Annotated in this window: 12 protein-coding genes and 2 pseudogenes; 9 read left to right on the top strand and 5 right to left on the bottom strand. The window is 58.2% G+C overall.

What is annotated here, in order from left to right; genetic code table 11:
• Nucleotides 1-90 precede the first annotated feature (90 nt).
• The 4 genes from sucD (at nt 91) to GNZ13_RS06965 (ending at nt 4,580) form a co-directional block, all read left to right on the top strand.
• On the top strand, nt 91-972 hold the full coding sequence (gene sucD / locus GNZ13_RS06980) for a succinate--CoA ligase subunit alpha (RefSeq protein WP_172161736.1): 882 nt from the start codon (nt 91-93) through the stop codon (nt 970-972).
• A 143-nt stretch (nt 973-1,115) separates the two neighbouring features.
• Nucleotides 1,116-1,820, top strand: a complete 705-nt coding sequence (locus tag GNZ13_RS06975; RefSeq protein WP_172161734.1) for a TerC family protein — start codon at nt 1,116-1,118, stop codon at nt 1,818-1,820.
• A 205-nt stretch (nt 1,821-2,025) separates the two neighbouring features.
• Nucleotides 2,026-2,649: a pilin gene (locus tag GNZ13_RS06970; RefSeq protein WP_172161732.1), complete on the top strand. Its 624-nt coding sequence runs from the start codon at nt 2,026-2,028 to the stop codon at nt 2,647-2,649.
• Between the two features lie 146 nt (nt 2,650-2,795).
• Nucleotides 2,796-4,580, top strand: coding sequence for a PglL family O-oligosaccharyltransferase (locus GNZ13_RS06965; protein WP_172161730.1), 1,785 nt, complete (start codon nt 2,796-2,798; stop codon nt 4,578-4,580).
• 69 nt (nt 4,581-4,649) lie between these two features.
• Here the strand turns inward: GNZ13_RS06965 and moaC (GNZ13_RS06960) are convergent.
• Nucleotides 4,650-4,745: pseudogene (gene moaC / locus GNZ13_RS06960) on the bottom strand (cyclic pyranopterin monophosphate synthase MoaC); the annotation flags it as partial.
• A 540-nt stretch (nt 4,746-5,285) separates the two neighbouring features.
• Between moaC (GNZ13_RS06960) and GNZ13_RS06955 the strand changes: the two are divergent.
• From GNZ13_RS06955 to GNZ13_RS06945, 3 genes and pseudogenes are all read left to right on the top strand, one after another.
• Nucleotides 5,286-5,567, top strand: a complete 282-nt coding sequence (locus GNZ13_RS06955) for a hypothetical protein (protein WP_172161728.1) — start codon at nt 5,286-5,288, stop codon at nt 5,565-5,567.
• A gap of 495 nt (nt 5,568-6,062) precedes the next feature.
• Nucleotides 6,063-6,737 (top strand): annotated as a pseudogene (locus GNZ13_RS06950) (ADP-ribosylglycohydrolase family protein).
• Between the two features lie 139 nt (nt 6,738-6,876).
• A complete protein-coding gene (locus GNZ13_RS06945) occupies nt 6,877-7,329 on the top strand; it encodes a hypothetical protein (protein WP_172161726.1) in 453 nt (150 codons plus the stop codon).
• A 436-nt stretch (nt 7,330-7,765) separates the two neighbouring features.
• Here the strand turns inward: GNZ13_RS06945 and GNZ13_RS06940 are convergent, their stop codons facing one another.
• Both GNZ13_RS06940 and GNZ13_RS06935 read right to left on the bottom strand, forming a co-directional pair.
• Complete coding sequence (locus GNZ13_RS06940) at nt 7,766-7,924, bottom strand: hypothetical protein (protein ID WP_172161724.1); 159 nt, start codon at nt 7,922-7,924, stop codon at nt 7,766-7,768.
• 112 nt (nt 7,925-8,036) lie between these two features.
• Nucleotides 8,037-8,264 carry a hypothetical protein gene (locus GNZ13_RS06935; RefSeq protein ID WP_172161722.1) on the bottom strand — a complete coding sequence of 76 codons (228 nt, stop codon included), beginning with the start codon at nt 8,262-8,264 and terminating at the stop codon, nt 8,037-8,039.
• A gap of 149 nt (nt 8,265-8,413) precedes the next feature.
• On the opposite strand from GNZ13_RS06935, the gene GNZ13_RS06930 reads away from it, so the two are divergent.
• Both GNZ13_RS06930 and GNZ13_RS06925 read left to right on the top strand, forming a co-directional pair.
• Nucleotides 8,414-9,292: a hypothetical protein gene (locus GNZ13_RS06930; protein WP_172161720.1), complete on the top strand. Its 879-nt coding sequence runs from the start codon at nt 8,414-8,416 to the stop codon at nt 9,290-9,292.
• Between the two features lie 66 nt (nt 9,293-9,358).
• A complete protein-coding gene (locus GNZ13_RS06925) occupies nt 9,359-10,309 on the top strand; it encodes a PIN domain-containing protein (protein WP_172161718.1) in 951 nt (316 codons plus the stop codon).
• Nucleotides 10,310-10,416: 107 nt separating this feature from the next.
• Here GNZ13_RS06925 and GNZ13_RS06920 read toward each other — a convergent pair whose 3' ends face one another.
• Nucleotides 10,417-11,394, bottom strand: coding sequence for a tyrosine-type recombinase/integrase (locus GNZ13_RS06920; RefSeq protein ID WP_172161716.1), 978 nt, complete (start codon nt 11,392-11,394; stop codon nt 10,417-10,419).
• A 140-nt stretch (nt 11,395-11,534) separates the two neighbouring features.
• Nucleotides 11,535-12,014, bottom strand: a complete 480-nt coding sequence (gene moaC / locus GNZ13_RS06915) for a cyclic pyranopterin monophosphate synthase MoaC (protein ID WP_172161714.1) — start codon at nt 12,012-12,014, stop codon at nt 11,535-11,537.
• Between the last annotated feature and the right edge of the window lie 73 nt (nt 12,015-12,087).

The raw sequence follows: 12,087 nt of genomic DNA, 5'->3' as shown, positions 1-12,087 counted from the left end.
ATTACGAATGGCGGCGCGTGAGCGACGCGGGCGAAGAACATTCTGCCTTAGGGCGCAACAGCGCGACGCCAAACGAACAGAGGTCAATACATGTCGATTCTGATTAACAAAGACACCAAGGTCATCACGCAGGGCATCACCGGCAAGACCGGTCAGTTCCACACGCGTGCTTGCCGTGAATATGCAAACGGCCGTGAAGCGTATGTTGCGGGCGTGAACCCGAAGAAGGCCGGCGAAGATTTCGAAGGCATTCCTATCTACGCTAGCGTCGCTGAAGCCAAGGCTGAAACGGGCGCAACCGTGTCGGTGATTTACGTGCCGCCGGCAGGCGCTGCGGCTGCGATCTGGGAAGCGGTCGAAGCCGATCTGGATCTGGCGATCTGTATCACGGAAGGCATCCCCGTCCGCGACATGATCGAGGTCAAGGACCGTATGCGTCGCGAAAACCGCAAGACGCTGCTGCTCGGACCGAACTGCCCGGGCACGATCACGCCGGACGAGCTGAAGATCGGCATCATGCCGGGTCACATCCACCGCAAGGGCCGCATCGGCGTCGTGTCGCGTTCGGGCACGCTGACGTATGAAGCAGTCGGCCAATTGACGGCGATCGGCCTCGGCCAATCGTCGGCAGTCGGTATCGGCGGCGACCCGATCAACGGTCTGAAGCACATCGACGTGATGAAGATGTTCAACGACGATCCGGAAACGGACGCCGTCATCATGATCGGCGAGATCGGCGGTCCGGACGAAGCGAACGCTGCTGAGTGGATCAAGGACAACATGAAGAAGCCGGTGGTTGGTTTCATCGCCGGCGTCACGGCGCCTCCGGGCAAGCGCATGGGCCACGCCGGCGCGCTGATCTCGGGCGGTGCGGACACGGCTGAAGCCAAGCTGGAGATCATGGAAGCCTGCGGCATCACGGTCACGAAGAACCCGTCGGAAATGGCGCGTCTTCTGAAGGCGATGCTGTAAATCGAAATTCGCGCGCAGTCACGGCGCGTTTTTGATACGCTTACGAAACCCTTTCGTGAGCCGGCAGTCTTAAAAAGCGGGGGAGTGTAGACTCCTCCGCTTTTTTATTGCCCGCGCGTCCGATTCCTTCTTATTCATCACTCATGCTCGAATTCTTCGCCACGCTCCATTGGGGCGCAGTCATTCAGATCATCGTCATCGACATTCTGCTGGGTGGCGACAATGCCGTGGTGATCGCGCTTGCCTGCCGCAACCTGCCGGCTGAGCAGCGTACCAAGGGCGTGCTGTGGGGCACTTCCGGCGCGATTGTGCTGCGCGTGGCGCTGATTGCGTTTGCCGTGGCGCTGCTCGACGTGCCGCTGCTGAAATTTGCAGGCGGCTTGTTGCTGCTGTGGATCGGCGTGCGCCTGATGGCACCCGCGCACGATATTCACGAGAACATCAAGCCGGCCGACAAGCTCATCTTGGCGATCAAGACCATCATCCTCGCGGACGCGGTGATGAGTCTCGACAACGTGATCGCGATTGCGGGCGCGGCCGAGGCGGCCGATCCCGGACATCGCCTCGCGCTGGTGATTTTCGGCCTGGTGGTGAGCATTCCGCTGATCGTGTGGGGCAGCCAGTTGGTGCTGAAGCTGCTCGACCGCTTTCCGATCGTCATCACGCTCGGCGCTGCGCTGCTCGGCTGGATCGCGGGCGGTCTGATCATCAACGACCCGGCGGGCGACCGTTGGCCGATCCTCGATACGCCGGTAGCCGAGTACGGCATGAGCATCGCCTGCGCGCTGTTCGTCGTGATCCTCGGTTATCTGCTCAAGCGCCGCAATGCGAAGCGCGCGGCGACTTAAGCTGAACTCGGCCTGAGCCGTAGCCGGAAGCGTCACGGCAACGGTGCCGTGGCCTCAACATAGAACCGTACCCGCACCGACCTCCGCCGCACTAGCGCAGCGTTAGCCATTTGGCTGACTGTGTGGAACGAGCACCGCTGGCTACGATTGAAACGCCTGTCCCCGCTTCGAGGGCCAGGCGTTTTTCGTTTCGAGGAGCCTGCCGATGATCGTTACTTTGCCGTATTCCCCTTATTCACAGTCCACACTTTCCCCAAGGCACGCGTTCGAACGAGCGCGCTGGACCGCGCCGCTCGCACGCGCCTGCCGCTGCTTTAGCTTCGGTTTCACGCTGATCGAGTTGATGATCGTGCTGGCGATCGTCGGCGTAATCGCGGCCTATGCGATTCCGGCGTATCAGGACTATCTGGCCCGCAGCCGCGTAGGCGAGGGGCTCTCGCTGGCCGCATCCGCGCGGCTCGCGGTGTCTGAAAACGCCGCCAGCGGCAATGCGTTTGGCGGCGGTTATGCATCGCCGCCTGCCACCCGCAACGTTGAATCCGTTCATGTGGACGATGACACCGGCCAGATCACCGTCGCTTTCACGACACGCGTCGCGCCTGCCGGGTCGAACACGCTGATCCTGGTGCCCTCGGTGCCGGACAATGCCGACGCGCCGACTGCGCGAGTCGCTTTGAGCAAGGGCGCCGTGCAGGCGGGTGCGGTGACCTGGGAATGTTTTGCTGGCGGCAAGACGGCCTGCTCGTTGCCAGCGCCAGGCGCCGGGCCCGCACCTGCCGATGCGCCGTCCTTGCCGTCGAATCTTGCACCACCGGAGTGCCGCTCGTAAGCGCTCTTAAGCAATAGGGCGGACGATCGGGTGAGTTGTTATCCGAACGTAAAAGGCTGATTTTCGGGATATTTCAGCCCAGCCGGCGCACAGCAGGAGAATTTTTTTGTATAGTGCGCCGGTTGCTGACGCCCTCCGGTTATTCGATGCCCACCCCATTTGCGCGCTACCTGTCTCTCATTCTGTTGTCTCTTGCGTTGGTGCTGCCTTATGCAGTCGTCGGCCACACATATCCGATTCCGACCTTCTACGCTGAATTCACGGCGCTCGCGCTGTATCTGCTGACCGGCGCGGGTGTCGTGCTGCTGGTGTCGACGGCAAGCCCGCGCGTGACGTTCGCGTCGCCGGTTGTCGCGCTGGTGCCCTTGCTGTTCGGGCTGGTGCTGGTGGCGCAGTCGGTGCTGCTGCCGGTCTCGCAGCCGTCGATGAACTGGCTCGGCGGCGGTTACCTGCTCGCCGCATTCATGGCGACGCACGCCGGCTACGGTTTCACGCGCGCCAAGCTGAACGAAACAGCGCTGCGCTGGGCGGCCGGGGCGTTGATCGTCGGCGGCCTGTTTGCGGTGTTCTGCCAGGTGATCCAGTTGTTTCACCTCGAAGCGCGCGTGTCGCCGCTGGTCGTCGCCTATAACGTGACCGTCGAGCGCCGGCCGTTCGGCAATATGGCGCAGGCGAATCACCTCGCCACCTATATCGCATTCGCGATGGCGGGTGCGCTGTTCCTCGTGCAGACACGCCGCATTGCCGTCAGCATCTGGCTGCTCGTGTCGACGATTTTCGCCATTGGACTTGCGCTGACCGTGTCGCGCGGCCCCTGGCTGCAGATGGGCGTGGTCGTGGTGGCGGGTTTCTGGATGGCCTTCGCGCAGACGCGCAGTCAGCCGCTTCTTCGCCGCAGCAATCGCGAATGGCTGATCCCGATCGCGTTGGCGGTGCTGTTCTTCGTCGTCAATGCATTGATCCGCTGGGCCAATGTGCACTATCACCTGGAACTTGGGCAGTCGGCGGCAGAGCGCTTCAAGGACGCAGGCCAGATCGCGCCGCGCCTTGCGCTGTGGAAATACGGCTGGACGATGTTCAAGGCGCATCCGCTACTGGGTGTCGGCTGGGGCGAGTTTCCGAGTTACCAGTTCGAGTATGTGAAGTCGCTGGGCGGCGTCGAGATTGCGAACAACTCGCACGACATCTTCATCGACCTGCTCGCGAAAACCGGTTTGATCGGTCTCGCGATCGTGCTGTTCGGCCTGATCACGTGGCTGGTGCGCGTGGTCCGCGCACCGCAGAGCGCCGCGCGCGTGTTCGGTATCGCGCTGATCGGCGTGCTGGTCATGCATGCGCTGGTCGAGTATCCGCAGCAGTACATGTTCTTCCTGCTGCCGGCGATGTTCGTGTTCGGCTTGCTCGAGACACGGCCGCTGCGGCTCGTGCCTGCCCGCCTGTCATTCGGTGCGTTCGTGGTTGTCGTGTTCGGTGGGCTGGCTGCGCTGTATCCGGTGTACAAGGATTACGCGCGCTCCGAGGTGCTGTATTACGGCTCGCGTCCTGCTGAGCAGTATCGGGCGGACCCGTCGTTCCTGTTCCAGGCGTGGGGCGAGTATGGTCTTGCAACGTTGGAGCCCATGAACTCGATGAACCTGCAACACAAGCTCGCCATGCACAAGCAGGCGCTTGCGCTGTTGCCGGGCGAAACCGTGCTGCGCCGGTACGCGGTGCTGCAGGCACTGGGCGGCGATACGGCGGGCGCATTCGACACCGTCGAGCGCCTGAAGATCTTTGCTCAGGAGTTGAAGGACTGGCCATCGCAGTTGGCCTACCTGTATCAGCTGTGCGACGAGCAAAAGACGTTGGCCGGTTTCAAGGCGGAACTGGTCAAGCGCTACGGCATGCCACCGGGCGACGTCAATCCGGACGACGACAGCGACGAGGATTGAGCCGCGCTGTCGTTTTGTAGCGTTAGCCGTAACCGTAGGGGTGGAGCGGGGCGATGACGTTGGCCGGCATCAAACCGCCACCTGATCCCCCGACTTGCCGCCGTGCTTCTCCAGCACTTTCACATCGGTGATCGTCATTCCGCGATCTACCGCCGTGCACATGTCTGGATGCCGTTCATAGCCTTGGGTGACGGTCTTATAAATCAATGACTTGCGGGCTGAGATCTGTTCGATCTTGACCAAATTGGTTAATGAATTTGGACAGCGTTTGGACCGGACTTGCACAACAATCCTGACTACGCAAGTCGCAACTTTACCTGACCGTCTCGGTTCACGGTAGATGAAGTGGTGCGCGGAAGACGCCATCTCGCGACGGATTCTGGGACACGCCCCGAAACGTTCCGACGTGCTTCACCGACACTACGTCAGTCTTGATGCCGGGGATGTGGTTCGTTCGCTTGAAAACATTCAGGCAGCCCTTACTTCGTCGGTCCCTCAGTCCTCATTGTCAGAGATTCATTCCCGTTGACGACATCAACCGAACAACACGACCACTGTCTGCTAGTACACGTGATCAGCCACGGCCCTGTTGCGGGCATGGCATTGCCAGTGGCGACCCCCTATGCCGTATGGCGGTAGAGCTTGTTGCGTGACACACGCCGAGTGCGGGTGCGGTACGATGGTGTGGCATCAATGGAGGCGAACATGGCATGGGGCTTTCAACCAACCACGGCATCAGACCTAGGGCAACGCTTGTCAGAGTTGCGGGAGGAAGCGCTTGCTGCTGTGCACGGTCGGTATTCAGGTGATCTGTGCGGGAAAGTGCTTGACCTGATCGACCATGCTGAACGGCTTCTTGTGCTTGATGCCTTCGATGAAGAAGCAATTGTCATTTCTAGACGGCTTCTCGACGACGGGAACCCTCGTCTTGCGTTGGAGAAGCTGGCTCATGTAATCGAGCCACGTTTTTTAAAGCAATCACCCTGATGGTGGGTTGGTCAGACCGAGATATTCCCTGATAACCTGCGTTTGGAACTGTTCCAGCGCGTGGTAACTGTCAGTCTCGAAACGATGAAGATCGTCAGGTCGCTTCCACGTCTCGATGTTCAGCAGTCGGTTCAGGCCGACTGGCAGCCAATGCAAACGTGGGCGACCCCCAGCGCGTTGGCAATCTAACTTCGCTGACTTGCTTGATCGCCTGCGTCGGCTGCATGGCGATTGCCATATGCAACAACGGATATCGTTTCCTTACGTGGGGCTTTCTTGAGGCTCGGGACCACAGCATGTCGCGGGTTTGCGCACGGACTGCGGACATCCTGGTCGATATGGCGGTCGAACAACAACAGAAGGGGGGGCAGCGTGAGCAGCAAGATAACGAACAGCAGTGTCGTGGTCGAATTCCTGACGAGCACCGGTTAAGAGGAACGATGTCGCTGGTTCGACAGAGATTCGACGCCGCTGAAGATCACAGTTCGTGAAATCATGCGAATGCTCTTTGCATATGGCGAGGGCGATGAAGTTGACGCGATCCTCGCCGAAGCGAAGACTGCTGTCGAGGAGGACCGGAAACGGACGAGTGAACCGCGACGCGGTTGGAGCAACGGAAACGGTGGCTTGATGTGCGTCCTACCGCTGGCGTTGTGGCACATCGGTCCCGACGATTCGTTGGTTCGCGAAGCCCATCTTCAATCGTTGCCGACACACGCACACGCCCGTTCACAGGTGGCATGCGCGTTCTACGTTCTCATCGCACGGGGCTATTTGCAGAAGCTGCCGGACCCGTGGGTGTGGGCTGACCAACGTCTGGAAGGAATCTACCGCGTCTGGTCCGATCAGCAGGGACGAAAGACGTTTCTGGCCGAACTTAACGTGCTCCGCAGCTTTTCGAAGACCGATCAACCGCGTGGGACTGGTTACGTGCTTGATACGATATGGTCGGCACGCTAGGCACTGGAAGCAGAATCGTTCGAGGATGTTGCCCGGACTGCGATCCTGTTCGGACAGGATATGGACACGACTGCGGCGGTCGCGTGCGGGTTGGCCGGAATCAAGTTTGGTTTGGACGGTATTCCGGCTCGATGGCTGCCGCAGTTGCGAGGGTTCGACCTTGTTGAACCGTTGATTGAACCGCTCCTTGCAAGGTCACCGCACAATTGATGGTCACCCCGCACCTAAAGAAAACAGGCCATCGGTCGTAAATAGATTGACACCGACCGCTCTCTACAAAGGCTGAGGCATGAGAAGCAGACTTCTGGCCTGTACTTTAGGACTCGCATGCACGCTCCTGGCCGGCTGCATGACGACCGTTCCTCACGTTGACGCGCAACACGCTGATAGCGTCGAGACAAAACATGCGATTGCCAACAGCATTCAGCCACCGAGGATTGACGCAAACGGGTATCTGGTGACGCCATGGATACGCGTCACGATGATGCATGCGTTCTACGAGAGAGCAGCGCACCTCGGACTAAAAGTTAGTAAAAACGGAGACGGAGTGCCAGTAACCATTCGCATTACAGGTGTAAGAAGTCGATCCGACACTGCTCGAATTCTTTTCAATTTTATGGACGGGGCGGACTATCTCAGTGCCGTCGTTCAGGTGGGCGATACGAGTTTCAAGGTCGAGGAAGATACTTGGCTATATTGGCTCTTTACGGACTTTCGCACAATTACGGACGTTGCCAACGCGGTCGGTGAACAGGCCGCGAACGGTATAGCGCTGGTGGCCGGACTGCCGATTGACGATTAACGCGCGGGACGCAGTCCAGAAGGACGCTGAAGGACTTGCGCAACTGGCCGTGGACACGACAAAGACAAGAATTCGATGGCCGATGCGGTGCTGATCGAAACGTACTTCGAGTATGTACGGACGATGGGCGGCGCGGGGCAACGGTTCGCCTTCGTCACGCACAACAAACACGACTTTAGCGCTGCGGAACACCGCCTGATTCACGATTGTTCGGGATCGCGCTCATCTACAACAGGTTCGGGCGGGGGCTGTACATGGTTGGTGAGATGCTGCCGACACCGTGGCCGGAATTGACGGCGAGTTACACCTTCACGCCCCGCTGACGAGACACCGCTGCTCATAAAGTCTGTCGTTGAGAATCACGGGTTCGCTTTCGCGGCGCATCCCCGTCTGTTACGTTCCGGGCTATTTGAGAGTCGGCATCTCGATCTGAAGGTCAGGTGCGCCGATAGCGACGCAGGTTGCGGCGGCGCGCATTTCGACGGCCCAGCATGCACAGCAGCGCCTCAACGCCCAGCACGAATGAAGTTATCAGGGCCACCGCGAAACCAAACGCGACGGTGAGCCGAACCAAAACAGTAAAAAGCCCAGCCAATTACTTCTCCCGGTCGCGTCACCTTGCCCATTTCTTCATACTATTGCACTTGCCATTCCGATACTGTCTTCCTATTGTGCCGACTTGTTAAATCGGGAAAACGCTACTTAACTTAGGCGAAATCGGTAATTTTTCGATGCGCCCGTCCTGCAAGGCTACCGGGGCGGTGTGCGATGAAAAGCGGCGTTTTATAGGCTCTTTTCGGCGGAAGGATGACGCTTTTTTGCAACAGTTCCCTGACCATATCGGTCACGCGAACCATGCTTCCATATGCGTTCAATGCGGTCTGGCCGGTATCAAATACGGCATCGATGGCATCCCGGCGCGATGGTTGGCGCACTTGCGAGGATTTGAGATAGTGGCACCGTTGGTTGCCCGGCTATTGACGATAACCGCCAACTCGGGCGCTTGATGAGCGCGTGCCGTCTGCCATGACGGGTGCCGCCGCACGCTATGTACCCTTTCGATGTGCTTTCTTGAAGGACAGGTATGGAGTTAGGCCAAGTTGTACTTTGTCGCGCCTTGTGTTCTGAAGCAGAAGGGTATCTTTCCCGCAATACCGGGGTTCACGTCGGACTTGCCGTCTCGATAGCGCAAGATGCGGTCGAATTGTTTCTGCGTGCAGTTATGAAGGATCGACCGGTCTCTGGGCTGAAAATCCCGGACGAGTTCGTCAAGTGCATGGACTACATCGACGCCGCAGCGAACCAAGATGAGAGCAAGTACGTTCCCTTCCGCGCAAGGTTGATCGAGTTAAATAAGGCTCGCGTAAATTTCAAACACTATGGCCTGATCCCCGACAAAGCAGACTCGCGGCGATTGCTCGGGTATGTTGGAGATTTTTTCGACGTTGCAGCCAAACGCTTTTTCGATGTTCGGTTTTCTGAACTGTCCGTGGCTGACCTGGTGACATCAACGGCTGTGCGGAACCGGTTGAAGGACGCCGAGCGTAGTTTGCAGGAAGAAGATCTCGAAAAAGTGTTTGGGTACAGCGCAGAAGCTGTTGAAGTGGCGACCGGTGAATTAATCGCGCTGCTCTATAGTCGGTCGCACCGCTGGTCGCCTTCATCTTCTGCGGGGCTCGACGATGCTGCCATACGATTCGCCCGCGAACTTGAAGGGTATCTCGATGATGCCGCCGCCGGGAGCGAGCGCATGACCATAATGCTCGCCTTGGCTGTAAACATCAGTGAGCTTGTTCGATTCGAATCGGTTGTACCCGTGATGCACCGTATGATCGGGGGACACTACAAGTGGGAACGCATGCAGGATGCATCGGCGTTGACCATATCCGACGCAGCTTTCGCCGTGGACTTCGCAACCAAGTTTGCATTGTCTGTTCAAGGGCGGATGTCCCCCGCCGACTAGTGTTGGTCGCCGTCGCTTGCGTTTGAAGCCCACGCGCTACGCCGTTGAAAACAACGATCTATACCCATGTTTAATGTACTGATCGACACCAGTGTTTGGCTGGACCTTGCGGCAGATGCGAAGCAGACGCCGTTGCTGGACCTGCTAGAGAGTCTGCTTTCGGATGGACGGGTGACGCTGCTAGTACCACGCATCGTTGTCGATGAATTCCACAAAAATCGCGACCGGGTTGCCAAATCAAGCGCGAAAAGTCTTTCGAGTCACTTCGATCAGGTGAAGAGCGCCATTCGCAAGGCTGACGGCGATAAGCGGCAAAAGGGCCGGGTGCTGGACTACCTGTCAGACTTGGATCACCGCATCCCCATCTTAGGTGGTGCCGCTGAAAGCATACTGGCGCGGATCGCTGCGATCCTGTCTGCGTCCACCGTCATCGAAGCGAGTGACACGGCTAAACTTCGGGCCGCAGACCGTGCGCTGCATAGAAAGGCTCCATGCCATGAAAACAAGAACTCGATGGCTGACGCTGTGCTTATCGAAACGTACTTTGAGTGTGTGCGAACGATGAGCGGCGCGGGCCAGCGGTTCGCATTTGTCACGCACAACAAGCACGACTTCAGTATCGTCAACGGCAATCAGAAGCTGCCACACGCAGACTTGGCTGCTTCCTTCTCGAAGATCAAGTCAATGTACTTCATCAACTTGGCCGAGTGCTTGCGACGTATCGACCCGATGCGCGTTACCTATGCAATGTGGGAGCAGGAATGGGACCAAGAGCCGAGAAGTCTTTCGGAGATGTTAGATGCTATGGACCGGCTGACGACGCAGGTCTGGTACAACCGGCACAAGTACACCGAATGGCAAATCGAAAAGGGCAAGGTCAAGATCGTCAGTCAGGAAGAGTGGGACGAAGGATGGAGCAAGAGAAAGTTGAATTCCCAAACCCACATCGCGGAAGACGTTTGGAAACGTGCGCTGAAGTCCGCCAAGAAGTTAGAACGGACGCTGGGCACTTGGTGAAGACTGGGACGAGTTGTACACGTAGCCAGTCGATCTCGGGAAAGCGCTGTTTCGACCCACTGCCAAGTCAGGTAGTGGGTCCCGCGACGGCAATATCTTCCTGTCATTCAGCCAAGTTTTTGAGCCAACTCGGTTGCATGGTAGTACCGCTTCAACATCGCCAAGCTACGATGCCCGGAGACAGCAGCCAGTTCGATGACGTTCGGTAGCTTCTGCGCCAGTCGCGTAATCGCCGTATGTCGAAGGTCGTGCCAGTGGAAGTCGGCGATCCTTGCTCGTTTGCACGCCTTCCTGAAAGCCGCATGCAACGTGTTGCCTTTGACCGGAATGACTCTGCCGTCGATGGATCGTGGAAGGGCGACCAAGGTAGCAACGGCTTTCTTGGACAAAGGAACTGTCCGTGCTGTCCCGTTCTTGGTCATCGGTAAATGAGCGGTCTGGCCTTCGAGATTGACGTTCGTCCATCGCAGTTCAACTAGTTCGCCACGTCGCATCCCTGTTTCCAAGCTCAATATTGTTGCCGGGAGCAGCCATGTGTTCCTTCGTCCAGTCGGAACCAGTGCGGCAAGTAGTCGGGCTTCTTCGTCGGCGGACAATACCCGATCTCGACCTTGGGGTGACGGCGGTTTGCGGATCAACGCGACGGGGTTCGCAATGTTGATGTCCAATTCGCGACGTGCATGATTGATGATCGCAGACAGATACGCTAGTTCTCGAATTACCGTGGCTGGCTTTACCTTTTTCAGACGTTCGTCCCGATAGGCCGCAACTGCCTTTGGTGTCAACGCGGCCATGCTGAGTTTCGCGAGTTTGGTGCGGCAGGTAGCCCGAAGCCGCGATATTTCGTCCGCACCGCTACGCCTTGTGGGACAAACGTCAGTGATGTAACGCTCGATGATGTCTTCGAGAGTGTTCGCTTCAGCTTCACTGCGACTGACGAAACTCCCACGATCCATCTCGGTTTCGACGGATCGCGCCCATCGTTCTGCATCGGCGCAGACGTTGAACGACTTTGTTTCAGCCGGGTATCCCGCACGGCAAACGCGTGCCTGCCACTTGTTACCTCTTTTTCGGATTGATGCCATTTCCTGTCTCCAACTTGGACAGAATTTGGACAAGATCGATTTTTCGTATGCTAGCAGTCAGATTTGTAGCGATTCTGTCAGGCGATGGCTTCGTTGCAGAATCAAGCGTAGCGTCGAATTAAGACTGTAAAAACAATAGTTTAACTCTCTGCCACCCAATCCCCCGACTTCCCGCCGTGCTTCTCCAGCACTTTCACATCGGTGATCGTCATCCCGCGATCCACCGCTTTGCACATGTCGTACACCGTCAGCAGTCCAACCTGCACGGCGGTCAGCGCTTCCATTTCCACGCCCGTACGCCCGAGCGTCTCCACCTGCACCGTGCAATGCACGCCGGGCAGCGTCTCATCGAGATCGAAGTCCACCTTCACGCGCGTCAGCGCGAGCGGATGACATAGCGGGATCAGATCGGCGGTGCGCTTCGAACCTTGAATCGCGGCGATGCGCGCGATGCCGATCACGTCGCCCTTCTTGGCATTGCCATCGCGGATCAGCGCGTATGTCTCCGGCAGCATGCGAATCGAGCCACGCGCGACGGCGATGCGCTTGGTCTCCTGCTTGCCGCCGACGTCCACCATATGCGCCTGGCCGGCGGCGTCGAAATGAGTGAGTTCAGGCATGGTTGGGCTCCTTCAGAGGGCGCCTATCATAGCAGCGTGGTCGGGCGGGCCGGGATGATTACAATTGCCCTAT

It is taken from the genome of Paraburkholderia elongata (assembly GCF_013177735.1).
Lineage (GTDB): Bacteria > Pseudomonadota > Gammaproteobacteria > Burkholderiales > Burkholderiaceae > Paraburkholderia > Paraburkholderia elongata.
This window is presented reverse-complemented; position numbering and strand designations above follow the sequence as displayed.